Source organism: Bradyrhizobium sp. (genome assembly GCF_050014615.1).
In the GTDB taxonomy this organism is placed as follows: Bacteria; Pseudomonadota; Alphaproteobacteria; order Rhizobiales; family Xanthobacteraceae; genus Bradyrhizobium.
The window spans coordinates 1-25,088 of the sequence record NZ_JBEKCZ010000062.1 but is presented as its reverse complement, the minus strand read 5'-3'; the positions used below and the strand labels follow the sequence as shown (position 1 = coordinate 25,088).

The window sequence follows — 25,088 nt, the reverse complement described above, 5'->3', positions numbered from 1 at the left end:
CTGGCGCGCTCGACAGCGTCAAGATTTCCGCTGACGGGCTATTGACGGATATTCACGGATCATCGACCTATCGCGCCAACCTGATCAAGGTGATGGCACAGCGCGCCGTTGCCGAGGCCGGCTGATCGCGTTTTCGTCACACTTGTCGGATCAACGGAAAAACCCACGTGCTCGATAAATCCGCCCCGCAATCCTCCACCCGCGCCTGCGGCCCGCTCGCGGGTTTCCGCGTGGTGGAATTCGCCGGCATCGGCCCCGGACCCTTTGCCTGCATGATGCTGGCGGATATGGGCGCGGAGGTGGTGACGCTCGATCGCGTCGGCGCCAGGAAGAATCTCACATCGGCGGCCGGGCGCGGACGAAAGGTGGTCGAACTCGACCTCAAGGACAAGGCGGCGATCGCGAAGGTGCTTGAGCTCCTGGCCAATGCCGATGCGCTGGTCGAGGGCTTTCGTCCGGGCGTGATGGAGCGGCTGGGACTGGGTCCGGATGTCGTGCTGGCGCACAACCCGCGCCTGGTCTACGGCCGCATGACCGGATGGGGCCAGGAAGGCCCGCTGGCGCAGGCGGCCGGCCATGACATCAACTATATCTCGGTCACCGGCGCGTTGGCCGCGATCGGCACGGCGGAAACGCCGGTGCCGCCGCTTAATCTGGTGGGCGATTTCGGCGGCGGCGCGCTCTACCTTGTGGTCGGCGTGCTCGCCGCGCTGTTGGAATCAAGGCAATCCGGCAAGGGACAGGTGGTGGACGCGGCGATGTGCGATGGCGCGGCATCGCTGATGTCGATGTTCTTCGACCTCACCGCCGCCGGCCGATGGACCGAAGCGCGCGCGAGCAATTTCCTCGACGGCGGCGCGCACTTCTATGGCGTCTATCAATGCGCCTGCAGGAGCTTCATTTCGATCGGCTCGATCGAACCGCAGTTCTACGCGCTGCTGCGCGATCTGGCCGGCCTTTCCGATACCGACTTCGACGCCCAGATGGATCGCGAGGCCTGGCCCGTGCTGAAGCAAAAGCTGGTCGATGTCTTCAAGACCAAGACCCGGGACGAGTGGTGCAAGATCATGGAAGGCACCGACATCTGTTTCGCGCCGGTTCTGACCATGAAAGAGGCGCCCGAGCATCCGCACATGGCGGCCCGAAACACCTTTGTCACCCGTCACGGCGTCACCCAGCCCGCGCCGGCGCCGCGGTTTTCGCGCACGCCATCGACGATCCGCGACGCCGTGGCGGCGGATATTGCCGATATCACGCGGGAGTGGCAGGGCGGGAGATAGCTACGCCGCGTTCTCCACCTTCAGCACGCCCCTGCGAATCTGGTCTTCCTCGATCGATTCGAACAGCGCCTTGAAATTGCCTTCGCCGAAGCCATCGTCGCCCTTGCGCTGGATGAACTCGAAGAAGATCGGCCCGATCGCGTTGGCGGAGAAAATCTGCAGCAGCACCTTGGTGTGACCGCCTTCGACCACGCCTTCGCCGTCGATCAGGATGCCATCGCGCTTGAGACGCGCGACGTCTTCGCCATGCTCGGGCAGACGCGCATCGATCTTCTCGAAGTAGGTTGCGGGCGGCGGCGGCATAAATGGCAGGCCATCGGCGCGCAGGGTCTCAACGGTGCGGTAAATATCTGTCGCGCCGCAGGCGATGTGCTGGATGCCCTCGCCGCGATACAGGTTCAGATATTCCTCGATCTGGCCGGAGCAGCCGGCGTCCTCGTTGATCGGAATCCGGATCTTGCCGTCGGGACTGGTCAGCGCCCGCGAGAACAGGCCGGAAGCGCGGCCTTCAATATCGAAAAAACGGATCTGCCGGAAGTTGAACAGCTTTTGGTAGAAACCGGTCCAGACATCCATGCGCCCGCGATGGACGTTGTGGGTGAGGTGATCCAGGTAAAACAGTCCCCCACCTTCCGGCCGCGGATTTTTCGCGCCCAGCCACTCGAACTCGGCGTCGTAAGCCGAGCCCTTGGGACCGTAGCGATCGACGAAATACAACAGGCTGCCCCCGATGCCCTTGATCGCGGGGACATCGAGCGTCTTCTGCGCGGACGGCATGTCGGCGGGTTCAGCACCCAGCGACAGCGCGCGTTGATAGGCCTGCTTCGCATCGACCACACGAAACGCCATCGACGGCGCGCACGGCCCGTGCGCGGCAACGAAGGCATAGCCATGGGTGTCCGGTTGTTCGTTGACGAGATAGTTGATGTCGCCCTGGCGATAGACCGTGATCTTTTTGGTCTTGTGGCGGGCGACCGGCACATAGCCCATCAGCTTGAACAGGGCATGCAGCTGTTCGGGTTCGGGATGCGCGTATTCAACGAACTCAAAGCCGTCGGTGCCCATTGGATTTTCGGCTGAAATCTCGGCCGCCGGCGCGTCGTGCGGAAATGGGCCCATGGCTGATCTCCTGGATTGGCTTGGCTTGGATATTCAGCCATCCGGTGCGCGAAGTGCATGCATATCGACAGGCTTTCGGCTATAAATATGCATACTCCGTGCATAGAATCGGCATTTCACGCATGATCTCCGTAGACGGCTTCGATCTCAAAATATTGGCGGCGCTGCAGGATGATGGCCGCCTGACCAACCAGCAACTGGCCGACATCGCCGGCCTGTCGGCGTCGCAATGCTCGCGACGACGGATGCGGCTCGAGCAAGACCGGGTGATATCGGGCTATCACGCCGACCTTGCCAGCGAGGCGCTCGGCTTCAACGTCATCGCCTTCATTCACATCACACTGGCGACCCATTCGCCCGACAACGCCAAACGCTTTCGCGCGCTGGTCAATCGCGTCGACGATATCCAGGAAGCCTATTCGCTGACCGGCGACGCCGATTATCTGCTGAAGGCGGTACTGCGCGATCTCAAGAGCCTGTCGGATATCGTCAACAACGTATTGATGCCGCACCAGAGCGTGGCGCATGTGCGCTCGTCGATCGTGCTCGACCGGCTCAAGGAAACCCAGAAGCTGCCGCTGACATCGCGGCGTTGAGGCGGATGACCGGAATCGAGGGATATTCGTCATTCAAGCTGCGTCGCTGATTTGCGATGATTGCCCCCTTCAAGAAGGCGAGAGATCATGGCGCTGCAACTCCGGCCCAATTGCGAATATTGCGACCGGGATCTTCCGCCGAATTCCACGCAAGCGCGCATCTGCAGCTATGAGTGCACGTTTTGTGCCGATTGCGTCGAGAGCAAACTCGGCAATGTCTGCCCGAACTGCGGCGGTGGATTTGCCCCGCGGCCGATCCGGCCGGCGCGGGAATGGCGGCCCGGCGCATCGGTTGACAGAACCCCGCCATCGGACAAGCGCGTGCATCTCCAATATGGTCTCGACGATCTCGCCGCGCATTGCGCGCGTATCCGGCATATCGCGCCCGAGGAGCGTTGACTCTCCTCGTCATTCCGGGGCGATGCGGAGCAACGAACCTCAGATGTGCAATTGCACATCGGGGAATCTCGAGATTCCGGGTCTGGTCCTTCGGACCATCCCGGAATGACAAAATCATTCTGCGGGAACGATCGTCCCCTCGACCTCGCCAAAACCGACCCGGTAGCCGTCGCCCTGGCACCAGCCATGGAAGCTGAGCGAATCGTCGTCTTCGAGAAACGTGCGCTTGATATCGCCGGGCAGTTCGATCGGCTCGGTCCCGTTCCACGAGATTTCCAGCAGGCTGCCGCGCTGGTCTTTCTCCGGGCCGCTGATGGTGCCGCTCCCTAAGAGATCGCCGATGTTCATGGCGCAGCCCGATGACGCATGATGCACAAGTTGCTGCACCGACGACCAGTACATGTATTTGAAATTGGTGCGGCAGATGCGCGTCGACTGCTTCATTTGCGCCGCACGCAAGCCGACGTCGAGCTGCAGATCGTAATTGTTCGGCTGCATTTGCCGCAGATACGGCAATGGTACCGGATCCTGTTCGGGACCATGCACGCGAAACGGCTCCAGCGCCTCGCGGGTCACGATCCACGGGCTGATCGAGGTCGCGAACGCCTTGGCCTGGAACGGCCCGAGCGGCACATATTCCCATTGCTGGATATCGCGCGCGCTCCAGTCGTTCAACAGCACAAAGCCGAAGATCATCTGCTCGGCTTGCGCCTCGGTAAGCATTTCGCCCATCGGCGAGCGTTGCCCGACCACCGCGCCCATTTCGAGCTCAAAATCGAGCCGCTTGCATGGTCCGAAACTCGGAAGCTCCGCGGACGGCGGCTTTAATTGACCGCGCGGACGCCGCACCTTGGTGCCGCTGACCACCACCGTCGATGCGCGGCCGTTGTAGCCGATCGGCATATGCAGCCAGTTCGGCTGCAACGCATTGTCCTTGCCGCGGAACATGACGCCGACATTGGTGGCGTGCTCCTTCGACGAATAGAAATCGGTGTAGCCGGCCACCGCGATCGGCAGATGCAGCTTGGCCTGCGTCATCGGCACCAGCGCGAGCCGGCGCAATTCGGCATTATCGCGCAGTTCCGGATTGTCGTGGCGCAACAACTCGCTGATCCGGGCCCGGGTGCGTGACCACAGCTTCGGCCCCAGCGCCATGAACGGATTGAGCGTCGGCCCCGCAAACACGCCCAAATCGCCAACATCGAGCCGCCCGTCCTGCTCGAGCTTCCAGAGATCGAGCACGTGGTCGCCGATCGCGACGCCGACGCGAGGGGTGAGGCCATCCTTGGCCGAGAACACGCCATAAGGAAGATTCTGGATCGGAAAGTCGGAGGCGGGATCGACCGGAACGAAGGAGCGGAGCGAGGGATCGTTGGGGTGGGGCAAGGGAATTCGGTCCTGTTTCTGTTTTCACTGTCATTCCGGGATGCGCCGGAGGCGCAGACCCGGAATCTCGAGATTCCGGGTTCGCTCGCTACGCTCGCGCCCCGGAATGACCAGGAAGATGGATCGCCGGGTCAAGCCCGGCGATGACGGACAGTACGAATCTCACGGCCGGTTCGGATCGAATCGCTTTTCCAGGCCCTTCCAGCAATCGGCGTAATCGTCCTGCAGCGTCGCGCTGTCGGCCGCGTGCGCGGTGATCCGCTGGGGAAAGCGGGTTTCGAACATGAAGGCCATGGTGCCGGTCAGCTTGACCGGCTTCAATTCGCTGTTGCTGGCGTGGTCGAAGGCTTCGCGGTCGGGGCCGTGCGGCAGCATCATGTTGTGCAGGCTGATGCCGCCGGGTGTAAAGCCCTGCGGCTTGGCGTCGTAGACGCCGTAGATCAGCCCCATGAATTCCGACATGATGTTCATGTGATACCAGGGCGGGCGGAAAGTGTTTTCCGCCACCATCCAGCGCTCCGGGAAAATGACAAAGTCGATGTTGGCGGTGCCGGCGGTTTCCGACGGCGCCGTCAGCACCGTGAAGATCGACGGATCGGGATGGTCGAAACCGATCGCGCCGACCGGCGAGAAAGCGCGCAGATCGTATTTGTACGGCGCGTAATTGCCGTGCCAGGCCACGACGTCGATCGGCGAATGCGGCAGTTTGGTCACGAACAACTGCCCGCCCCATTTCACAAACAGCTCGGTCGGCGTGTCCTGGTCTTCATAGGCCGCGACGGGGGTGAGGAAATCGCGCGCATTGGCGAGACAATTGGCGCCGATCGGGCCGCGCTCCGGCAGCGTGAAGGCTCCGCCGTAATTCTCGCAGAGATAGCCGCGCGCCGGTCCGGCCGTGATCTCGACGCGGAATTTCACGCCGCGCGGGATCACCACGATTTCGCCGGGCTCGGCATCGATTCTGCCGAATTCGGTGACGAAACGCAGATGGCCCTGCTGCGGCACGAACAGCATTTCACCATCGGCATTATAGAAATGCTGATCGACCATCGACTTGGTGATAAGGAAAACGTGAGCGGCCATGCCGGCTTGCGTATTGGCGTCGCCCGCCGTGGTCATGGTCTGCACGCCCTGCAGGAAGGTCATGTCTGCTTTCGGGATCGGCGCCGGATCCCAGCGTAACTGCTCGATCGCGATCTCGTGCTCGTGGCATGGCGCGGTGCGCCACAGACCGGCATCGACCTTGGCAAAGCGGCCGGAATGCCGCACCGACGGCCTGATGCGATAGAGCCAGGAGCGCTCGTTACTGCCGCGCGGCGCGGTGAACGGCGAGCCGGACAGTTGCTCGGCATAAAGCCCGTAGGCACAGCGTTGCGGCGAATTGCGCCCGACCGGCAGCGCGCCGGGCAGCGCCTCGGTCTCGAAACTATTGCCGAAGCCGGACATGTAGCCAGGGGTGATGCCGACGGTGCTGCGGCTGATCAGATCAGGCGAGGTATTGATATTCATGGTCATCCTCCTTGCAGACTGGCCCACATTTCCCGGTCGCGCGTGTCGGTCCAGATCACGGGATCGTCTACGCCCGAGGCCTCGTCGAACGCCCGCGAGACGTTGAACGGCAGACAATGCTCGTAGATCGCGAAGCTCGAAAATTTCGGATCCATCACCTCGCGGGCCGCCGCCATCGTCTCCTTGAGATTGCGCCCCCTGGCGACCGCGGTTTCCGCCGCGCCGTAGAGCGAGGTGACGAAGTCGCGCGTCATCGCGATGGCGTCGCGCCCGGTCGCGAGCCCCTTGAGCGCATCGCCGCGCCCCGGCGCGATGGCCTTGGGATTGAAGGCGCGAATTTCGTTCAGCGTCGACGGCCATTCGCGCAAATGTGCGTCGCCACAATAACAGGCCGAATGATATTCGATCAGGTCGCCGGAAAACATCACCTCCGCATCGGGCACCCACGCCACGATGTCGCCCGAAGTATGTCCGGCGCCCAGCTGCATCAGCCGCACCTCGCGCTTGCCGAGATAAATCGACATCTCGCCTTCAAATGTCAGGGTCGGCCAGGTCAGGCCCGGAATGCTTTGCGCATCCTGAAACAGCCGCGGAAAGCGGCCATATTCGGAATCCCAGTCCTGCTGACCGCGCTCCGCGACCAGCCGATGGGTCTCCGCCGAGGCAATCACCGCCTGCGCCTTGTAGGCCGACGCGCCCAGTACCCGCACCGCATGGTAATGCGACAGCACCACATATTTGATCGGCTTGTCGGTGACGCTGCGCACCCGCTCGATCACCTTATTGGCCATTGCCGGCGTCGCCTGTGCGTCGAACACGATGCAGCCGTCATCGCCGACGATGACAGCGGAATTGGGATCGCCCTCGGCGGTGAAGGCGTAGAGATCCGTACCAATCTCCGAGAAGGTGATCTTCTTCTCCGCCATGTCTGTAGTGGACGCGAAACCCTTGGCCATCAATTCAATTCCTTTGCGACATTTCCTCGAGAATTCTTATTGCTGCTGCTGTTGCTGCTGACTGGCGTCGACCATCCGACGCCTGGCGAGTGCGAGCGCCTCGCGCAGCACATCGAGGTCGCCGATATGATTGGCCAGGATCAGCACCAGCGCCGCATCGAGATCGGCACTTTGCTCATCGCTCAGGCCGCGATGCGCCTCGACCACGGCGCGAAAGGCGTCATCCGGCCTGGCGAAATTCGAGCTCGTCAACAATGCCATCGTGAACCTCAGCGTAAAACCTCAATTGTGGCCGGTCGCACGCGCCAGCGCCGCGTCGAGCGCTGCGCGGGTCGGATGCCGGAACCGCGCGGCGACGTAACCGTCCGGTCGTAACAGATAGGCCGTGCCGGGCTCCGCATCATAGCGCGCGCCGACCAGCCCCGCGGGATCGGAAAAGCCGTCATCGCCGCCGATCCGGATCACCCCGACATCGTCGGGCGGATCAACCGCTGCGCCATTGCTGAACTCAAGCAGGGTGAACCGCGTTCCGGCCTGGATGAAGGCGTCGGTCAGATAGGCGGCATCGCCTGACGGAGCGGCAAGCGGCGCATCACACATCGAGGCGCCGGGCCGCGGGCCGCCGCGCCAGGTTTCGCCATCGGCGGTGGAGAGGCCTGAGTCATAGACCGAGGGAACCGAAAGCCTGCCGGCATTGACCATGCGCTTGCCGAACTCGGTTTCCTTGGCGAGCGACAGCACCGCCTTGCGCAGCCTCGACTCCTGGTGAGAATTGGGCGCCATGAAATCGGTCGAGCGGGTCGATTCCCGGATGTTCTCGTCGGCCGCAGCGCTGCGCTCGACGTGATAGCTTTCGAGCAAGGCTTCCGGCGACCGTTTCCTCAGCACGCGGTCCAGTTTCCAGGCCAGGTTCTCCGCATCCTCCAGACCGGAATTGGCGCCCCGCGCGCCGAACGGCGAGACCTGATGCGCGGCGTCGCCGGCAAAGAACACCCGGCCATGCGAAAACCGCTCCATCCGGCGGCATTGGAATTTGTAAAGCGAGATCCATTCGAAATCGAACTTGTCATGCCCGAGCATGCGCGCGATCCGCGGCCGCACATTTTCGGGCTGTTTTTCGACGGCAGGGTCGGCAAACCGATTGAGCTGCAGATCGATCCGCCAGATGTCTTCCGGCTGCTTGTGCAACAGCGCCGAGCGCCCGGCATGAAACGGCGGGTCGAACCAGAACCAGCGCTCGGTCGGGAATTCCGCGCTCATCCTGACGTCGGCGATCAGGAATTGATCCTCGAACACCTGACCTGCGAATTCCGCGCCCACCATTTGCCGCAGCGACGAGCGGGCGCCGTCGCAGGCGACAACGTAATTCGCGCGTATCCGATAAGGTCCGTCCGGCGTATCGACCGTCAGCACCGCGTGGTCGTTGCGCTGCTCCAGCCCGATCACCTTGTTGCGCCAGCGCAGGTCGATCGCGCCAAGCTCCCCGACGCGATCCACCAGATAGGCTTCGGCATAGAATTGCTGCAGGTTGATGAAGGCGGGCCGCTTGTGACCCTGTTCCGGTAGCAGATTGAATTGATAGAGCTGCGATGCGCCGTGAAAAATCTTGCCGACGCTCCAGACCACACCCTTGTCGACCATGCGCTGGCCGATGCCGAGCCGGTCCCAGAACTCCAGCGAACGTTTCGAGAAGCAGATCGCGCGCGAGCCTTCGCCGATCCGGTCGGCGTCGTCGAGCAGCACGACGCCCTGGCCGCGCTGCGCCAGATCGATCGCAAGCGACAGCCCGACCGGCCCGGCACCGACCACCACAACCGGATACGCCGCCATATCGCCATCGATCCGATCCTGATCGGCGTGGCGGCGATAGCCGAACTGGGCTTTGGAATGCGCCATGCTCAGGTTGCTCTGGCCAAGGTTCCGGTCATGGGACTGGTCATGGGAATCGATCCCCGCTATGATAGTCTCATCTGCAACTATCTAAACCCCCCGCGCGTTCCGCCGTCAACTCAAATTGGAGCGAATTGTTGGCAAAAGCGTCTTCGGGCGAAACCGCCCCCGGTTCGCGCCAGGCAAAGGCGTCCGGCCAAGCAACCGCATCCGATAAGGGCTCCCGGCTGGACCTGTTCAGGTTTGTGCCGTTCCGTCTGAACCGGCTGGCGGCCGAGGTCTCCGCCGCGCTGTCGGGCGAATACCAGGCGCGTTACGGGCTGGATATTCCGGAATGGCGCGTGCTGGCGACGCTCGGCTTCCGCAACGACGCGTGCAGTGCGCAATACATCGCCTATTGCACCCGCACCCATAAATCCACCATCAGCCGCGCCGTCACGGCGCTGATGACGCGCCTGCTGGTGGAACGGGTCGAGAATGAAGACGACCGCCGCGAGTTTCGGCTCCGCCTGACGCGGAAGGGAAAGACGCTGTACGAGCAGCTGATTCCGCGCCTGCTGCGCAAGGAGCGCGAGATCCTGTGCTGTCTCTCGCTGCAGGAACAAAGGGATTTCGCGCGCCTGCTGGGCAAGATCGAAAACAGTCTCGACCTCGTGCAGACCAGCCGGGAAGCCGACAAGAAGGAAGCGTATTGAGAGGACCCGTCATTCCGGGATGCGCCGTCGGTCGGCGATAGCCGACCTGAGGCGCAGACCTCAGATGTGCCATTGCACATCGGGGAATCTCGAGATTCCGGGTTCGCGCTAGCGCGCGCCCCGGAATGACAAAGGTATTTTCACTTCGCCGCCGTCACCACGATCTCCACCATATGCGGCGGTTCGAGTTCGACACCGATGCAGGCGCGCATCGGCGGGTTTGACCTGTCGACCCATTCGTCCCAGGCGCGGTTCATCTCGCCTTTTCGCTTTATGTCGGCGATGTAGACGATGGCCGAGAGGATCTTGCTCTTGTCCGAACCGCACAATGCAAGACTCTCATCGATGCGGGCGAGCGCTTTGGCGCTCTGCTCATACATCGAGGCGCTGACCGGATCGGGCGCGACCGCCACCGTAAGCACGAGATTATCGTGAACCACGGCGCGGCTGCGGGTTGGCGTGAGGCCCGGAAATCGAATGATCATGACTGGCTCCGATGGATGGTGCTTTAACCCAGATGCTTCTCAACCCAGGTATTTGGCGATGACAGGAAAATAGGCGCCGCCCGAACCGGCATCGATGGCTTCCTGCAGGATCTGACCGATCAGTTCGGCGCCGCGGATTTTGATCCCCGCATCCGAAGCCAGTTCCAGCGCATAGGACAGATCCTTCAGCGCATATTCGGTCGAGAACGCGCGCTCGGGGAAATTGCCGGGCACGATCGCCTTGAGACCGTGATTGCGCAACGCGAAGCTGTCGGCCGAGCCTTTCGACAGGGTGTCGAGCAATAGCGCGGGATCGACGCCATTGCGTTTGGCGATCGCGACCGCCTCGGCCAGCGCGTTGACCGTTTCGAACAGCACCATGTTATTGAGAATCTTTGTCACCTGCCCGGCGCCGGTGCCGCCGCAATTGGTGACGTCGGTGGCAAAGCAGCGGATCAACGGCTCGATCGCGGCGTATAGTTCCGGCGTCGCGCCGACCATGACGCTCAGCGTTCCGTCCTGCGCGGCCTGACGCGTGCGCGCGATCGGCGCATCCGCCCAGGACGCGCCCCGGGCCTGCAACTGCCTTGCGAAATCGCGGGTCTGGCTGACCGAGGAGGTTCCGAGGTCGACCACGATCTGGCCCTGGCGGATATTTTCCAGGATACCGTCGCCTTCGAACACCGCGCGCACATGTCTGGCGCTGGGAAGGCACAGGAACAGGATTTCGCTGCTGCCGACGACATCTGCCACCGACGCCGCCGCAGCGGCCCCATCAGACTTCAGCCGCGCCAGCGGTTCCGGCGCGAGGTCGAAAGCGATCACGCGAGCGCCGCTCTTGTTGACGAGGTTGCGGCAGATCGGCTCGCCCATGACGCCGAGACCGATAAAACCGATGGTTTTGTGCTGTGACATCTGTGTGCTCGCGTGAATCTATCTGACGAAAGAGCGCGAGGGCGGCAGGTGCAGGGCAAAAGCATCGACCTTGTCGCTGGCGCGCGGGTAGATCGCGGCGACCAGCGGATCATGCCCGGGGATGATGCGATCGGGATGGCCCGCAAGCCGCTCGACGGTTTCCCAGCCCTGGCACATGTCGCCGATATTGTAGACGATCGGGAACGGACTGCGGCGATGCAGATTGCCGTAGAAATGCGCGGCATCCGACGCCAGCACCACCGGACCACGCGCGGTCTCGACCCTGACCACCTGCAGGCCATCGGAATGGCCGCCGACGCGATGCAACGTCACGCCGGGCGCGACCTCGCCATCATCCGAATGAAACGTCACGCGTTCGCTGAAGACGTGGCGGACCATCATCGTCACATGCTCCACCGAAAACGGATGACGCAAGCCTCCAAAACACATGCAGCGCCCGGTGGCGTAGCTCATCTCGCGATCCTGCAGATGAAATCGCGCATTCGGAAACAGATCGAGATTGCCGGCGTGGTCGTAATGCAGATGGGTAATGACGACATCGCGGATCGCATCGGCACCAAGGCCGAAGCGCGCCAGCGCATCCACCGGATTGAGCGTGAGTTTGCGGTTTCGCAAGCTAGCCTCCGCCGCATTGAACCCGGTGTCGACCAGAATATCGCGGCCGTGACCTCGGATCAGCCAGACGAAATAGTCGAGATCCGAAGCCGTGGTCTCGTGGGGATCCGGCGAGAGGTAGTTCATATGCGGCGTGCGCGCCGACATCGTCGCGTAGCGCAGCGCGTAGATTTCGTAGGCGTTTTCCATGGTCATATTTTTCTTGGGTTATATTTTCTTGATTGCGATGGGCCTCGTCGCACCAAGCCATTGTCGTCCGCAAAGGTCAAACCCGCGCCGTTCATGCCGGCTATTTGGAAATGCCGGCCATCTGTCCACGCTTTACCAGTGTGAGATCGATCACACAGCATCCCTGGACCCGCGACGTGGCGTCACCCGGACGGGAGATTTTATGCAAAGCTCGTCAAGCCCGGGCAGAAGCGCCAACGGATCTGCGCCAAGCGCGGCCCTAACGACAAGCTCCGCGCGGCTTCGCGCCAGGCGTGCAAGCCGTGACGGAAACATGATGGAAGGAGCGAAATGGTGCGCTTGATTTCGAGTACGGCTTGGATGATTGACGCGCGCTTGCAGCGGTTAATGGTCGCGTCACCAGCGGTTTTGCCGGCGGCGGACGGCACTTGCCGGCCCGGTTTGATAATGCGATTTTCGTGGGGTAAGGTCGCCGAGGCGCGTGCTGGGATCGGCGCCTTGATGGTTGGGCTGAACGTCGTATGAGAATCCGCCTTACATTGCTTGCCACCCTGATCCTGTCGATCGCGTCGATTGTTCCGTCGGCCGCCGCGGATCGTTTCGCCCTTGTCATCGGCAACGCGAAATATCCGGATGCCGACGCCCCCCTGAAAGAGCCCATCAATGATGCCCGGGACATCGCCGACGAACTCAAGCGCGACGGCTTCACGGTCGACATCGGAGAAAACCTGACCGGCGAAGCGATGCGCCGCGCCTTCGATCGGCTTTACGGACACATGAAGCCCGGCACCGTGGCGCTGATTTTCTTCAGCGGCTTCGGCATCCAGTCCAACCGTCAAAGTTTCATGATACCGGTCGATGCGCAGATCTGGACCGAGCCGGACGTCCGCCGCGACGGCTTCAGCCTGGAAACGGTGCTCGGCGAAATCAACAACCGCGGTGCCGGCGTCAAGATCGCGCTCGTCGATGCCTCCAGGCGCAACCCGTTTGAACGCCGGTTCCGAAGTTTCTCCGCCGGCCTCGCGCCCGTGATCGCGCCAAACGGCACGCTGGTGATGTACTCGGCGGCGCTGAGCTCCGTGATCTCGGACAATGGCAGCGATCACAGCCTGTTCGTACAGGAGTTGCTCAAGGAAATCCGCGTCCCCGACCTGATGGCGGAAGAGACGCTCAACCGTACCCGCGTCGGCGTGACCCGCGCGTCGCGCAGCGAGCAGGTGCCATGGATTTCATCCTCCCTGGCTGAGGATTTTTCGTTCATTCCGGGCTCGGGCGCGCGACCGCCCGGTCAACCGCCGGCACCGCCGCCCGCTGCTCCGCCCGGGCCGGTAGCGGCGCTACCCCCACCGGCAGCCCCCGTCCCGCCACCGCTGCCGCACTACGACCCGCCGCCGCCGGCTGAAATACCCCCCACCCCTCCGGTGGCCAAACTGCCGCAACCCAATGAGGGTCTGCCCCCCAACATCGGAGATGACCCGACCATCAAGATGTTGACCGACAAACTCATCGAAAATCCCGACGACGCCGGCGCGCATTACCGGCGCGGACAGGTTTATGCCAGCAAGGGAGCCTACAGCCTCGCGGTCAAGGACTTCGACGATTCGCTGCGGCTCAATCCGAAGGACGTGGAAGCCCTCAACAACCGCTGCTGGGCCCGCACCGTGATCGGTGACCTGCAGGCGGCATTGCGGGATTGCAACGAGGCGCTTCGGCTGCGGCCCAATTTTGTCGATGCCCTCGACAGCCGCGGCCTGGTCAATCTCAAGAGCGGGCAGGCCAAGAACGCGATTGCCGACTTTGACGCCGCCCTCAAGATCAATCCGCGACTGACCTCGTCGCTCTACGGGCGCGGGCTCGCCAAGAAGAACAACGGCTCGATTTCCGAGGGCGAATTGGATATATCCAACGCGAAAGCGATGGACCCGAATATTGTCAAGGAATTCGCGAGTTACGGGGTCCGTTGACGACATCTTTAATTGAGCGGCCGGGCCCCTCTTTTCGAACCTCCGGGCCGCTGTCGAAGACACAAGAAGAAGACCCGCAAGTATTCGCGATCAATTTGGGCCCGTGGCTTATTGGCAAATTCGTTGCAACCGCGCACGGGTGCGCAGGAGGACTGGCAATGTCGAAAATGTCTGGAAGGAGAAATCTGACCGCGATCCTTTCGCTTTTGACGGTTGGCGCCGCACTCTGCATCGGCGGCATGGCAAGGGCCGATGACGTCACCGAGGATCAGATCGTGCGGGCGCTCGCGCCGGCCAAGAAGCCGATAACCCGAGGCCTGTCGGCAGGTCCGCAGACCCAGACCGATCCGGCCGCCGCCGCGGCCGAAGGGAGCTTTGTGCAGACCATCCGCAACCGGCCCACGCGTTCGCTCTCGGCCGCCGAGCGCGAAGAAATTGCCACCATCGTCAAGGACAAGCCGAAGATCGATCTGGAGATCAACTTCGATTACAATTCGGCCAATATCAGCGCCAAATCGCTGCCGTCGGTTCAGGCTTTGGGGCGGGCGCTGTCCAACCCCGATCTAAAGGGCTCGACCTTCGTCGTCGCAGGCCATACCGACGCCGCTGGCGGTGATGCCTATAACCAGGACCTGTCGGAGCGTCGCGCCGACTCGATCAAGCGTTATCTGGTCGATAAATTCCACATTACCGGCACCGACCTTGTGACCGTCGGATACGGCAAGACCAAGCTCAAGGATCCGGCCAACCCGCTGGCGGACGTAAACCGCCGCGTGCAGGTCGCGAATATGGACAACAAGGCGACCGCGTCCAAGTGAAGCCGCAGTGGGCCTGAGTAAAGTTTTGCAATCTAACTGCGTCCCGCGCCCCTGCGGGATGCTTTTGTCTGTCATACTCCCCGTCATTCCGGGATGGTGCGTTAGCACCAGACCCGGAATCTCGAGATTCCGGGTTCGATGCTTTGCATCGCCGGGAAATGACGGTCTCAAGAATTTAGGTCTGGATTGATCCGGCGATGACGCTCTCCGAATACCTCAAGCCTGCTTTAGCGGTGGTCTTCGTCGCAGTTCTCGGCGGCGGCTGGTACTGGTTTGAACACCGTTCGCACCCCGAAGAGAAGGAAACGCCAAGCAATGCGATGGTCATTGTCACGAAATCGACCAACGCCTGCTTCTCCGACCTGGTACGGGTCACCGGATTTGTCGTGCCGCGCCGCGAAGCGGTGGTCGGGGTCGATCAGGAAGGGTCCAAGGTTTCCGACCTGATGGTCCGCGAAGGCGAGACCGTCACCGACAATCAGGAACTGGCCCGGCTGACCCCGCCACCGGCACAGCCCGGAGCGCCCGGCGGCGGCTCACGCCCCGCACCGCCGACGTCGCTGCGCGCACCGGCCGCCGGCCTTGTCACCCAGGTCAACACCATCGTCGGGGCGCCAGCCTCGCCCCAGGCCGGACCGATGTTCCGGATCGCCGTCAACAATGAAATCGACATGGATGCCGAAGTCCCTGCGGTCCACATGCTGAAGCTCAATCCAGGGGCGACGGTGCGGATCAGCCGGGACAATGGGCCGGATATCGTCGGCCGCGTGCGACTGGTGTCGCCGCAAATCGATCGCAGCAGCCAACTCGGCCATATCAGGATCACGCTGACCGGCAATCCCTCGCTCAAGATCGGCATGTTCGCGCAGGCCAGCATCGACGCCAAGCGCAGCTGCGGGGTCGCGATACCGCGCACCGCCATTGACCATCTGACCGTCCAGGTGGTCAAAGGGAATACGGTTGAGATGCGAAAAGTCCGGGTTGGACTGGTGTCCGATACCTCGACGGAAATTCTTGAGGGCCTCGACGTCGGCGAAATCGTCGTGGCCGACGCTGGCTCCTCGCTGCATGACGGCGACAAGATCAAGACCATGTTCGCCGAGGAACTCGATCGAACGCGGGTACGCTGATGGCTCTCAATATCTCGGCATGGTCGATCCGCAATCCGCTTCCCTCCATCGTGTTTTCGATCATCCTGCTGGTGCTCGGCTGGGTCAGTTTTACCAAGCTCGCGGTAACGCGACTGCCCAGCGCCGACATCCCCGTGATCTCGGTCGCGGTATCGCAATTCGGCGCCGCTCCGGCGGAACTGGAATCGCAAGTCACCAAAACCATCGAAGACGGCGTATCGGGCGTCGAGGGCGTGCGGCATATTTCATCGTCGATCACCGACGGGCTGTCGCTGACCACGATCCAGTTCGCGCTTGAAACCAACACCGACCGGGCGCTCAACGACGTCAAGGACGCCGTTACCCGGGTTCGCGCCAATCTGCCGCAAAACGTCAACGAGCCCCTGATCCAGCGCGTCGATGTGATCGGGCTGCCGATCGTGACCTATGCCGCGATCTCGCCCGGCAAGACGCCCGAGCAACTGTCCTATTTCGTCGACGATGTGGTCAAACGCGCGCTGCAGGGCGTGCGCAACGTCGCCCAGGTCGAGCGTATCGGCGGTGTCGAGCGCGAAATCCTGGTGTCGCTCGATCCCGACCGGCTGCAGGCCGCCGGACTGACCGCGGTCGATGTCAGCCACCGCCTGCGCGGCACCAATGTCGATCTCGCCGGCGGCCGGGCCGAAATCGGAAAGAACGACCAGGCCATCCGCACCCTTGCCGGCGCCAAGACCCTCAACGATCTGGCCGGAACCATGATCAGCCTGCCGACCGGCGGCGAAGTGCGCCTCGACGATCTCGGCACCGTCACCGACACCATCGCTGACCGCCGCACCTTTGCCCGCTTCAACGGCGAACCGGTCGTGGCGCTCGGCATCAAGCGCTCGAAGGGCGCCAGCGACGTGGTGGTCGCCGCCGCCGTGCAGAAGCGCATCGACGCGCTCAAGATTGCCTATCCCGATGTCGACCTCAAGCTGATCGACACCTCGGTCGAATTCACCAAAGGCAATTACGAGGCCGCGATCTCGACCCTCTTCGAGGGCGCCATCCTTGCCGTCATCATCGTGCTGCTGTTTTTGCGCGACATCCGGGCGACCATTATCGCGGCGATCTCGCTGCCGCTGTCGATCTTCCCGGCATTCTGGGCGATGGACATTCTGGGATTTTCGCTGAATCTCGTCAGCTTCCTCGCCATCACGCTCTCGACCGGCATTCTGGTCGACGACGCCATCGTCGAGATCGAGAACATCGTGCGCCATATGCGGATGGGCAAATCGCCCTATCGCGCCGCGCTTGAGGCCGCCGACGAAATCGGCCTCGCCGTCATCGCGATCTCGCTGACCATCATCGCGATCTTCGCGCCCGCAAGCTTCATGTCCGGGATCGCCGGCCAGTTCTTCAAGCAATTCGGCATCACCGTGTCGGTGCAGGTGTTCTTCTCGCTCTTGGCCGCGCGCTTCGTCACGCCGGTGCTGGCCGCCTATTTCCTCAAGGACCATGCGCATGACGATCCGCCGCCGGGACGGGTGCTGCAGGCCTATACGCGGCTCGTGACCTGGTCGGTGCGGCATTACTTCATCACCGTGCTGATCGGCTTTGGCATTTTCGCGGCCTCGATCTGGAGCATCACGCTGCTGCCGCAGGGCTTCCTGCCGGCGCAGGACACCGCGCGCTCGCTGCTGGCGATGGAGCTGCCGCCCGGCTCGCAGCTCGCTTTCACCGAGAAGGTCACCGAGGAAATCGTCACCCGCCTGCGCAAACGGCCGGAGGTCAAGAGCGTGTTCGTCGATGGCGGCCGGGTGCCGCCTGGGACGTTCGAGGTGCGCCGCGCGGCGCTGATCATCAACTATACCCCGAAGACCGAACGCAAGATCACGCAGCGCGAGCTCGAGCTTGAGATCAGCCAGGAACTCGAAAACGTTCCCGACATCCGGTTCTGGTTTCTCGACGAAAACGGCCTGCGCGCGATCTCGCTGGTCGTCACCGGCGCGGACAGCAACATCGTCAGCAATGTCGCCAGCGAGCTGGCGAACCAGATGAAGCGGATTCCGCTGATCGCCAATGTGATTTCCGAAACCTCGCTCGACCGGCCCGAGCTTCGGATTCAGCCGCGGGCCGATCTCGCCGCACGGCTCGGCGTCTCCACCGAGAGCCTGTCGGAAACCATTCGCGTCGCCACCATCGGCGACGTCGGCCCGGCGCTCGCCAAGTTCGACGCCGGCGACCGGCAGGTGCCGATCCGGGTTCAGCTTGAGGACGGCGCGCGCGGCGACCTGCAGATTCTCGACCAGTTGCGGGTACCGCTCGGCGGCGGACGCGGCGGCGTGCCGCTATCGGTGGTGGCCGACATCAAGCTCGATCAGGGCCCGACCAGCATCAACCGCTACGACAGGGAACGTCAGGCCACCGTGGCCGCCGACCTCGTCGGTACCGCGGCGCTCGGCGACGCCACCAAGAAAATCTATGACCTGCCGGTCATGAAGAGCCTGCCGAAGGGGGTCACCGTGAACCCCTCGGGCGATGCCGAGAGCCTGAACGAATTGTCGGCGGGCTTTGCCACCGCCATCACCGCCGGCCTGATGATGGTCTATGCGGTGCTGGTGCTGCTGTTCGGAACCTTCCTGCAGCCGATCACCATCCTGTTCTCGCTGCCGCTTTCGATCGGCGGCGCGATCGTGGCACTGCTGGTGACCGGCAAGCAGCTCACCACGCCGGTGTGGATCGGAATCCTGATGCTGATGGGTATCGTGACCAAGAACGCCATCATGCTGGTGGAATTCGCGGTCGAATCGATCCGCGAAGGCGTGGCCCGGGACGCGGCGATCATCGACGCCGGCATGAAACGCGCGCGCCCGATCGTGATGACCACCATCGCCATGGCCGCCGGCATGATGCCATCCGCGCTCGCGTTCGGCGCCGGCGGCGAATTCCGCTCGCCGATGGCGCTGGCCGTGATCGGCGGTCTGGTGTTCTCCACCGTGCTGTCGCTGGTGTTCGTGCCGGCGATGTTCATGATGATGGACGACATCGGCGCCTTGTTCTGGCGTTTTGGCAAGAAACTGCTGGCGTCCAGCGGCGACGGCGAGCACATGCCCACTGATCATGCCGCCGATCACAAACCGCCGGCGATCGTGCATTCGCCCGCGGCCGAGTGAGCCCAGCCGACGCGCTTACTCGTTCCGCGCCACCGCCGTCAGCTTGGTCATGTTCTGCAACAAAATCCGTCCGCGCTGCAGATCCAGAATGCCGTCCTTGCGCCAGAGCTGCAGCTGACGGTTGACGCTCTCGCGCGCGGCGCCGACGAAGACGCCGAGCTGCTCCTGCGAGATGTGCACCTCGGAGCCGAAATCGGAGGCCAGGGCACAAAGCCGTCGCGCCAGGCGCACCGGCAGCGGCTGCAACACCGATTCCTCCATCCGCTCGCTCATCCAGCGGATGCGCTGGCACAGCAGCATGATCAGCTTGACCGCGACCCGCGGCTCGCGTTCGAGATGGCCGAGAAAATCCTCGCGCCGCAACACGAACAACTCGGTCGGCTCGCCGGCGGCGGCATCGGCGGTGCGGCTCTGGCCATCGAGCACCGCGACCTCGCCGAAGAGATCGCCGGGCCCGAGAAAATTCAGGGTCAGCCGGCTGCCGTCGGAGACGCCGGTTTCAATCCGGATCTGGCCGCGGCGGACCCCGAACAGGGCGTCGCCGGGATCGCCCTTCTGGAACAGCATCTCACCGGTGTTGAGGTGCTGGGTGTGGCACAGCGCGGAAATCCGCTGCAACTCGTCGGCACCGAGATCCGCAAACATCGGATTCATCTTCAGAATAACCGCAAATTCGGCTTGTTTGCTCATGGCAATGCCTTCCGGCGCGAGTTCAAAAATCGTCAAAACGGGCTGAACGGTAATGTCGGGGGTTCGGCCGGTTTGAAGTGTGTCATAAGTCACATACCTTTGCAGCACCCCCGGATTATTTTTGGCGGCTTTGAGCGGTTTCCCCTTTCCGGGATAAGCTCGGAGAAAAGGCCACGCCGGGGTGCGGGCTGGCCCAACCAACTGCCGTTTGCCGGGTCTGGAAATTTGCCATGAGAGCCCTGAAAATCGCGGGCAGCGCCGTCGCTGCCGTCATCGTCATCGTGGCCCTGCTGCTGGTCATCGGAATCCCCTCGGGCTTTCTGACCTCGGCCATCCAGGAGCGCGTCGAGCGCGACACCGGATACCGGCTGACGATCGCGGGCTCGACCAAGATCGGGCTGTGGCCGTCCCTCAACGTCACGCTGAATGACGTCACGCTGGAGGGACCGAAGGACCGCGACGGCAATCGGCTGACCGTCGGCAGCATCCAGGCCGACATGACGCTGGCAAGCCTGTGGTCGGGTCACCCCGAGATCACCGAATTGTCGATCGCCCACCCGGTTCTGAGCGTGCCCTTGCTGCGCGAACGCAGCACCGCGCCGGCGCCATCTTCGTCCAAATCGGCGACGACCACCCACGAAGCCGATTCCAGCGCGCCCACCATCAAACGCATCAAGGTGACCGACGCCGCCATCGTGTTTTCCAATCTGCGCGACCGGGTCGAGAACCGCGTCGACGGGCTCAACGCCGATGCCAGCATCGGCGCCGACCGCAAGATCAGGATCACCGGCAGCGCCCGCGCCGGCGAGCATCCGCTCAAATTCGACATCAAGGCGACCGCGCCCGCCCCGCCGCTGGAACGGCAGAACGTTCCGGTCGACCTCACGCTCGAAGCGCCCGATATGCTGCAGGCCCCGCTGTCGGGCCGGGCGGAAGTGAGGCTCAACGGTTCGGTGGTGATGATCAACGGCCTCACCGGCACGCTCGGCGACGGCGCCTTCAACGGATGGGCCTCGGTCGATCTCGCCAGCAAGCCGCTGCTGAAGCTCGATCTCGATTTCCAGCGGCTCGATATCGCGGTCGCCCCGGCCGCGGCGGCTGGCGCCCAAAGCGCGCAGCCCTCGCAACCGTCCCAGACTCCCTGGAGCAACGCCGCGCTCGACGTCAACGGCCTGAACTATGTCGACACCCAGATCAGGGTTTCCGCCGCCGCGCTCAACATCGGCGAGGGACATTTCGCGCCGGTCGAGATCGACGCCACGCTCAATGCCGGGGTGCTCAAATGCGGCATCCCCAATCTCGGGGCCTATGGCGGCCAGGCCAATGGCGAACTCGACATCGATGCCTCCGGCCCCAATCCGGCCTACACGCTGCGCAGCGATCTCGTCGGCGTGCGCGCGCTGCCGCTGCTGCGCGCCGCCGCCGGCTTCGACAAGCTCGACGGCAAGCTGCAGGCCAAGATCGCGGTGCGGTCCACCGGGGCGAGCCAGCGCGCCATCATGTCGAACCTGGGCGGCACCGTGTTCGCGGTGTTCCAGGACGGCGCCATCAAGGGCCTCAACGTCGCGCAGATGATCCGCTCGCTGACCTCCAATACGCTGTCGGGTTGGCAGGAGAACCGCGAACAGACCACCGATCTCTCCCAGCTTTCGGCCTCGTTCCGGATCGAGCAGGGGCAGGCCACCTCCAGCGATCTCAATCTGGTCGGGCCTCTCGTGAAGATGACCGGAACCGGCACCATCGACCTCGGCCGGCAATCGCTGGCGTTCCGGGTCGAGCCGAAGCTGGTGATGACCACCGAAGGCCAGGGCCGCGCCGCCGATCCGGTCGGGTTCGGCATTCCCGTGGTGATCGACGGCCCGTGGGCGGAGCCGCGCATCTATCCCGATATGGCCGGCATGCTGGACAATCCCGACGCGGCCTATGCCAAGCTCAAGGACATGGGCAAGGGCCTGTTCGGTCCCGGTGGATTGGGCAATGGACTTGGCGGCGGTAGCCTTGGCAGCGGGCTTGGCGGATTGCTCGGCGGCAGTTCCGACGGATCCGGCAACAGCGGATCCGATCCGCTTGGCGGCAAGCTCGGCGAGACCCTGGGCAATCTGCTGCAGCAGGGGCTGGGCCAGAACCGTACCCCGGGCCGCAACCGCGGCATGCCGGCGACCGCGCCGGCTCCGGCCCCGGCTCCCTCCCCGGCCGCGGCCGCCCCGGCGCCAATCGATCCGCCGCCGCAGCAGGACAGCCAGCCCATGAACGACGTGCTGAAGCAGCTGTTCAACCGGTGAGTACGTGCCTGACACGCACACCAACCTTGCTGCACCCCCCACCCCAACCCTCCCCCGCAAGGGGGGAGGGAGAAGAAGATCACGCTCCGCTTTTGGGTTCGGGCCGCTTATCTGTAGGTAGCCGTTCATCTGAGTGACCATTCATCTCAAGTAGCCGCTTCATCTCGCATAGAAGCGGGGCGCTCTTCTTCCCCTTCGCTCCGCTCTCTCGCTCCCTCCCCCCTTGCGGGGGAGGGTCGGGGTGGGGGGTAGCGACAAGCGGCAATTTCGCCGGCAGTCCTCGGCTAACCACGCCGCCATCCGCCCGGCCGGAGCCCCCTGAATTGTGCTAGACAGGCCTCCGTGATGGCAGCGGATGCGTGCACCCCGGCGGGTGGCGCGCACGAGGGTCGGAATGATCGGGGTCAAGGGCAACAGCTGGTTTCTGCGCGGGGGCCTGTTCGCCAAATACGTGATCTCGCTGGTCGGCCTCGTGGTGTTCGTGCTCGCGGTCAACGGCGCGATCGAGACCTGGATCAGCTACCGCGGCATCAAGTCCACCCTCACCGACGCCATGGGCGAGAAGGCCGAGGCGACCGCGCGGCGGATCGAGCAATCGGTGCTCGACCTCGAACGCCAGATCAGCTGGGTGACCCGCGCCAGCTCGGACTCCACCGACAAGCACCGCGCCGATTATGCCCAGCTTCTCAACCAGGTCCCGGCGGTCTACCAGCTCTCGCTGATCGGCGGCGATGGCCGCGAGCAGTTGCGGCTGTCGCGGACCTCGATCGCGATCGGCAGCCAGGCCGACTTCTCCCGCGACATGAGGTTTACCGACACCCTGACCCGCAACGTCAATTTCGCGCCGGCGTTTTTCCGGGGCTCGAACCCGTATATGTCGATCGCGGTGGCGCATTCCGGTTTCAATGCCGGCGTCACCGTCGCCGATATCGACCTGCGCGTCCTCTCTGATTTTCTCGGCGACGCCCAGGTCGGCAAGGGCACGTTTGCCTATGTGGTCGACCTGCGCGGCCAGGTGCTGGCGAGTTCGGCCAAGGGGCCTGATGTGGGCAAGGACCTCTCCGAGCTGCCGCAGGTCGCCACCGCCCTGAAGATGCTGGACGACCGGGCGCTGGCGTCGGGCACCGACGTCGAGGGCCATGACGTCCTGAGCGCGGCCTATACCGTGCCGAAGCTCGGCTGGGTGGTGTTCTTCGAGCAGCCGACCGCGCAGGCGCTGACCCCGATCCGCGATCAGCTGCTGCGGATCGCGCTTCTGATCGCGCTCGGCCTCGCGGTCGCGATCCTGGCCGGCACGCTGCTGGCGCGCCGCATGCTGATCCCGATCACGGCGCTGCGCCGGGGCGCGCGGCGGCTCGGCGACGGCGATTTCAGCCATCGCATCGACGTCCACACCAGGGACGAGCTGGAGGAACTCGCCGACCAGTTCAACAGCATGGCCGGCCAGCTGCACGAAACTTACGCCGGCCTCGAATCCAAGGTCGAGGAGCGCACCCGCGATCTGGCGCAGTCGGTCAACGAGCTCAAGGTGCTCGAGGAAGTCGGCCGCGCGGTGTCGTCCTCGCTCGATCTCAACGCCGTGCTGCCCACCGTCGCGGCCCGCGCGCTCGAAATCACCCATGCCGACGCGGTGCTGATCTATGGCTATGACCTCGCCAAGCGCCAGTTCCAGCTCACCGAGGCGATCGGCATCGACAAATCAGCCGAAGGCGCGCATCTGGCGATCGACGCCGACACTTCGGTGCTCGGCCGCGCCGCCGCGAAGGGCGAGCCGATCGCGATAGCGGATCTGACCGATGCCGCCGAGCATCTGCTGCGCGACATCGCGGTGACGGCCGGATTTCATTCGGTGCTGGTGGTACCGCTGGTCGACCAGACCGGCATCCTGGGATCGCTGGTGGTGCTGCGCCGCGCCACCGGCGAATTCACCGCCAATCTGATCGGCCTGATGCGGACCTTCGCGCATCAATCGGTGCTGGCGATGCGCAATGCGCGGCTGTTCACTGAGGTGGATCACAAAGGCCGCGAACTGGCCGCGGCGCATTCCACCGTGCAGCAGCAGGCCGACAAGCTGCAGGAGCAGACCGCGCAGCTCAAGGATTGGAACAAGTCGCTGGAGGAGCGGGTCGAGAAGCAGCTCGCCGAAATCGAGCGCATCCGCAAGCTCGAGCGCTTCCTGGCGCCGCAGGTCGCGCAACTGATCGCGTCGTCCGACGGCCATGATGCGCTGCTCGACAGCCACCGCCGCGAAGTCACGGTCGTATTCTGCGATTTGCGCGGTTTTACCGCGTTCACCGAGAGCACCGAGCCCGAAGAGGCGATGAACGTGCTGCGCGAATATCACGCCGCGTTGGGCGAGCTGATTTTCCGCTACGAAGGCACGCTCGACCGCTATGCCGGCGACGGCGTGATGATCCTGTTCAACGCGCCGATACAGTTTCCCGATCACGTCAAGCGCGCGGTCAAGATGGCGGTCGAGATGCGCGACACCATCGGCGCGCTGACGGAGAAATGGCGCAACCGCGGCCACAGCCTCGGTTTCGGCGTCGGCATCGCGCTCGGCTATGCGACCTTGGGCCAGATCGGCTTCGAACAGCGGCTCGAATACGCCGCGATCGGCAGCGTCACCAATCTGGCGTCGCGGCTGTGCGACGAAGCCAAGGCCAACCAGATCGTGGTGTCCAGGCGCGTGTTCGGCATGGTCGAACAATGGGCCGACGGCAAGGCGCTGGATGATCTCGTGCTCAAGGGGTTCAATCATCCGGTGCTGGCGGTGGAGATCTTGGGCTGGCGCGAGGAGAGCGAGGCCGCGGAGGTTGCGACGCCGGCACCGGCAGCACCGGCCGAGCCGCGAAGATTGAAGAAGTAGCGGCGAGTTAGTTAGCGCACTGTCGCAGCGATGACGGTGAGCTCCCTCCCCCCTTGTGGGGGAGGGTTGGGGAGAGGGGTACACACGGGCAGTCCCGATGCCGCCACCCCCCTCCCTGCCCCTCCCCCGCAAGGGGGAGGGAACGG

20 protein-coding genes and 1 pseudogene are annotated in these 25,088 nt (G+C 63.6%); 11 read left to right on the top strand and 10 right to left on the bottom strand.

Annotation, left to right across the window (positions count from 1 at the left end; genetic code table 11):
• Both ABR948_RS12525 and ABR948_RS12520 read left to right on the top strand, forming a co-directional pair.
• Positions 1-125 (top strand): annotated as a pseudogene (locus tag ABR948_RS12525) (FAD binding domain-containing protein); the annotation flags it as partial.
• Between the two features lie 42 nt (positions 126-167).
• Positions 168-1,280: a CaiB/BaiF CoA transferase family protein gene (locus ABR948_RS12520; protein WP_428117874.1), complete on the top strand. Its 1,113-nt coding sequence runs from the start codon at positions 168-170 to the stop codon at positions 1,278-1,280.
• On the opposite strand, the gene hppD is transcribed toward ABR948_RS12520, so the two are convergent.
• Positions 1,281-2,399 carry a 4-hydroxyphenylpyruvate dioxygenase gene (gene hppD, locus ABR948_RS12515; RefSeq protein ID WP_428117872.1) on the bottom strand — a complete coding sequence of 373 codons (1,119 nt, stop codon included), beginning with the start codon at positions 2,397-2,399 and terminating at the stop codon, positions 1,281-1,283. It lies immediately after the preceding gene.
• Positions 2,400-2,521: 122 nt separating this feature from the next.
• On the opposite strand from hppD, the gene ABR948_RS12510 reads away from it, so the two are divergent.
• Both ABR948_RS12510 and ABR948_RS12505 read left to right on the top strand, forming a co-directional pair.
• Positions 2,522-2,995, top strand: a complete 474-nt coding sequence (locus ABR948_RS12510) for an Lrp/AsnC family transcriptional regulator (protein ID WP_428117869.1) — start codon at positions 2,522-2,524, stop codon at positions 2,993-2,995.
• A gap of 87 nt (positions 2,996-3,082) precedes the next feature.
• Positions 3,083-3,394: a DUF1272 domain-containing protein gene (locus ABR948_RS12505; RefSeq protein WP_428117867.1), complete on the top strand. Its 312-nt coding sequence runs from the start codon at positions 3,083-3,085 to the stop codon at positions 3,392-3,394.
• A gap of 114 nt (positions 3,395-3,508) precedes the next feature.
• On the opposite strand, the gene fahA is transcribed toward ABR948_RS12505, so the two are convergent.
• From fahA to ABR948_RS12480, 5 genes are all read right to left on the bottom strand, one after another.
• The gene (fahA, locus tag ABR948_RS12500) at positions 3,509-4,780 is read right to left on the bottom strand and encodes a fumarylacetoacetase (RefSeq protein ID WP_428117864.1); all 1,272 of its coding nucleotides are present in this window, start codon (positions 4,778-4,780) and stop codon (positions 3,509-3,511) included.
• A gap of 162 nt (positions 4,781-4,942) precedes the next feature.
• On the bottom strand, positions 4,943-6,289 hold the full coding sequence (gene hmgA, locus ABR948_RS12495; protein WP_428117861.1) for a homogentisate 1,2-dioxygenase: 1,347 nt from the start codon (positions 6,287-6,289) through the stop codon (positions 4,943-4,945).
• A gap of 2 nt (positions 6,290-6,291) precedes the next feature.
• Positions 6,292-7,245 carry an MBL fold metallo-hydrolase gene (locus ABR948_RS12490; RefSeq protein WP_428117858.1) on the bottom strand — a complete coding sequence of 318 codons (954 nt, stop codon included), beginning with the start codon at positions 7,243-7,245 and terminating at the stop codon, positions 6,292-6,294.
• A gap of 36 nt (positions 7,246-7,281) precedes the next feature.
• Positions 7,282-7,506, bottom strand: a complete 225-nt coding sequence (locus ABR948_RS12485; RefSeq protein ID WP_428117855.1) for a DUF2783 domain-containing protein — start codon at positions 7,504-7,506, stop codon at positions 7,282-7,284.
• Between the two features lie 21 nt (positions 7,507-7,527).
• Entirely contained in the window at positions 7,528-9,141 is a 1,614-nt protein-coding gene (locus ABR948_RS12480) for an FAD-dependent oxidoreductase (protein WP_428117852.1), read from the bottom strand.
• A gap of 221 nt (positions 9,142-9,362) precedes the next feature.
• On the opposite strand from ABR948_RS12480, the gene ABR948_RS12475 reads away from it, so the two are divergent.
• A complete protein-coding gene (locus tag ABR948_RS12475; protein WP_428117882.1) occupies positions 9,363-9,830 on the top strand; it encodes a MarR family winged helix-turn-helix transcriptional regulator in 468 nt (155 codons plus the stop codon).
• Between the two features lie 140 nt (positions 9,831-9,970).
• Here ABR948_RS12475 and ABR948_RS12470 read toward each other — a convergent pair whose 3' ends face one another.
• From ABR948_RS12470 to ABR948_RS12460, 3 genes are read right to left on the bottom strand one after another with little or no spacing between them, the layout of a single operon-like run.
• Entirely contained in the window at positions 9,971-10,315 is a 345-nt protein-coding gene (locus ABR948_RS12470; RefSeq protein ID WP_428117850.1) for a RidA family protein, read from the bottom strand.
• 39 nt (positions 10,316-10,354) lie between these two features.
• Positions 10,355-11,230, bottom strand: coding sequence for an NAD(P)-dependent oxidoreductase (locus ABR948_RS12465; RefSeq protein WP_428117847.1), 876 nt, complete (start codon positions 11,228-11,230; stop codon positions 10,355-10,357).
• 18 nt (positions 11,231-11,248) lie between these two features.
• Positions 11,249-12,055, bottom strand: coding sequence for an N-acyl homoserine lactonase family protein (locus ABR948_RS12460; RefSeq protein WP_428117879.1), 807 nt, complete (start codon positions 12,053-12,055; stop codon positions 11,249-11,251).
• 521 nt (positions 12,056-12,576) lie between these two features.
• On the opposite strand from ABR948_RS12460, the gene ABR948_RS12455 reads away from it, so the two are divergent.
• The 4 genes from ABR948_RS12455 to ABR948_RS12440 all read left to right on the top strand — a co-directional run bounded on the left by ABR948_RS12455 (position 12,577) and on the right by ABR948_RS12440 (position 19,101).
• Positions 12,577-14,019, top strand: a complete 1,443-nt coding sequence (locus tag ABR948_RS12455) for a caspase family protein (protein ID WP_428117844.1) — start codon at positions 12,577-12,579, stop codon at positions 14,017-14,019.
• A gap of 167 nt (positions 14,020-14,186) precedes the next feature.
• Complete coding sequence (locus ABR948_RS12450) at positions 14,187-14,837, top strand: OmpA family protein (RefSeq protein WP_428117876.1); 651 nt, start codon at positions 14,187-14,189, stop codon at positions 14,835-14,837.
• Positions 14,838-15,034: 197 nt separating this feature from the next.
• The gene (locus ABR948_RS12445) at positions 15,035-15,967 is read left to right on the top strand and encodes an efflux RND transporter periplasmic adaptor subunit (RefSeq protein ID WP_428117841.1); all 933 of its coding nucleotides are present in this window, start codon (positions 15,035-15,037) and stop codon (positions 15,965-15,967) included.
• Complete coding sequence (locus tag ABR948_RS12440; protein ID WP_428117838.1) at positions 15,967-19,101, top strand: efflux RND transporter permease subunit; 3,135 nt, start codon at positions 15,967-15,969, stop codon at positions 19,099-19,101. Before ABR948_RS12445 ends, ABR948_RS12440 begins: the two co-directional genes overlap by 1 nt.
• 15 nt (positions 19,102-19,116) lie before the next feature.
• Here ABR948_RS12440 and ABR948_RS12435 read toward each other — a convergent pair whose 3' ends face one another.
• Positions 19,117-19,791, bottom strand: a complete 675-nt coding sequence (locus ABR948_RS12435; protein ID WP_428117835.1) for a Crp/Fnr family transcriptional regulator — start codon at positions 19,789-19,791, stop codon at positions 19,117-19,119.
• A gap of 230 nt (positions 19,792-20,021) precedes the next feature.
• Here ABR948_RS12435 and ABR948_RS12430 point away from each other — a divergent pair, with 230 nt between their 5' ends.
• A complete protein-coding gene (locus tag ABR948_RS12430) occupies positions 20,022-22,073 on the top strand; it encodes an AsmA family protein (RefSeq protein ID WP_428117832.1) in 2,052 nt (683 codons plus the stop codon).
• 394 nt (positions 22,074-22,467) lie between these two features.
• Positions 22,468-24,942, top strand: coding sequence for an adenylate/guanylate cyclase domain-containing protein (locus ABR948_RS12425; RefSeq protein ID WP_428117829.1), 2,475 nt, complete (start codon positions 22,468-22,470; stop codon positions 24,940-24,942).
• The last annotated feature ends 146 nt before the right edge of the window (positions 24,943-25,088 follow it).

Excerpts from the sequence above, each read along its gene's own strand:
- hppD (WP_428117872.1), bottom strand. The coding sequence starts at position 2,399 with ATGGGCCCATTTCCGCACGACGCGCCGGCGGCCGAGATTTCAGCCGAA.
- ABR948_RS12510 (WP_428117869.1), top strand. The coding sequence starts at position 2,522 with ATGATCTCCGTAGACGGCTTCGATCTCAAAATATTGGCGGCGCTGCAG.
- ABR948_RS12505 (WP_428117867.1), top strand. The coding sequence starts at position 3,083 with ATGGCGCTGCAACTCCGGCCCAATTGCGAATATTGCGACCGGGATCTT.
- hmgA (WP_428117861.1), bottom strand. The coding sequence starts at position 6,289 with ATGAATATCAATACCTCGCCTGATCTGATCAGCCGCAGCACCGTCGGC.
- ABR948_RS12490 (WP_428117858.1), bottom strand. The coding sequence starts at position 7,245 with ATGGCCAAGGGTTTCGCGTCCACTACAGACATGGCGGAGAAGAAGATC.
- ABR948_RS12485 (WP_428117855.1), bottom strand. The coding sequence starts at position 7,506 with ATGGCATTGTTGACGAGCTCGAATTTCGCCAGGCCGGATGACGCCTTT.
- ABR948_RS12480 (WP_428117852.1), bottom strand. The coding sequence starts at position 9,141 with ATGGCGCATTCCAAAGCCCAGTTCGGCTATCGCCGCCACGCCGATCAG.
- ABR948_RS12470 (WP_428117850.1), bottom strand. The coding sequence starts at position 10,315 with ATGATCATTCGATTTCCGGGCCTCACGCCAACCCGCAGCCGCGCCGTG.
- ABR948_RS12465 (WP_428117847.1), bottom strand. The coding sequence starts at position 11,230 with ATGTCACAGCACAAAACCATCGGTTTTATCGGTCTCGGCGTCATGGGC.
- ABR948_RS12460 (WP_428117879.1), bottom strand. The coding sequence starts at position 12,055 with ATGGAAAACGCCTACGAAATCTACGCGCTGCGCTACGCGACGATGTCG.
- ABR948_RS12455 (WP_428117844.1), top strand. The coding sequence starts at position 12,577 with ATGAGAATCCGCCTTACATTGCTTGCCACCCTGATCCTGTCGATCGCG.
- ABR948_RS12450 (WP_428117876.1), top strand. The coding sequence starts at position 14,187 with ATGTCTGGAAGGAGAAATCTGACCGCGATCCTTTCGCTTTTGACGGTT.
- ABR948_RS12445 (WP_428117841.1), top strand. The coding sequence starts at position 15,035 with ATGACGCTCTCCGAATACCTCAAGCCTGCTTTAGCGGTGGTCTTCGTC.
- ABR948_RS12440 (WP_428117838.1), top strand. The coding sequence starts at position 15,967 with ATGGCTCTCAATATCTCGGCATGGTCGATCCGCAATCCGCTTCCCTCC.
- ABR948_RS12435 (WP_428117835.1), bottom strand. The coding sequence starts at position 19,791 with ATGAGCAAACAAGCCGAATTTGCGGTTATTCTGAAGATGAATCCGATG.
- ABR948_RS12430 (WP_428117832.1), top strand. The coding sequence starts at position 20,022 with ATGAGAGCCCTGAAAATCGCGGGCAGCGCCGTCGCTGCCGTCATCGTC.
- ABR948_RS12425 (WP_428117829.1), top strand. The coding sequence starts at position 22,468 with ATGATCGGGGTCAAGGGCAACAGCTGGTTTCTGCGCGGGGGCCTGTTC.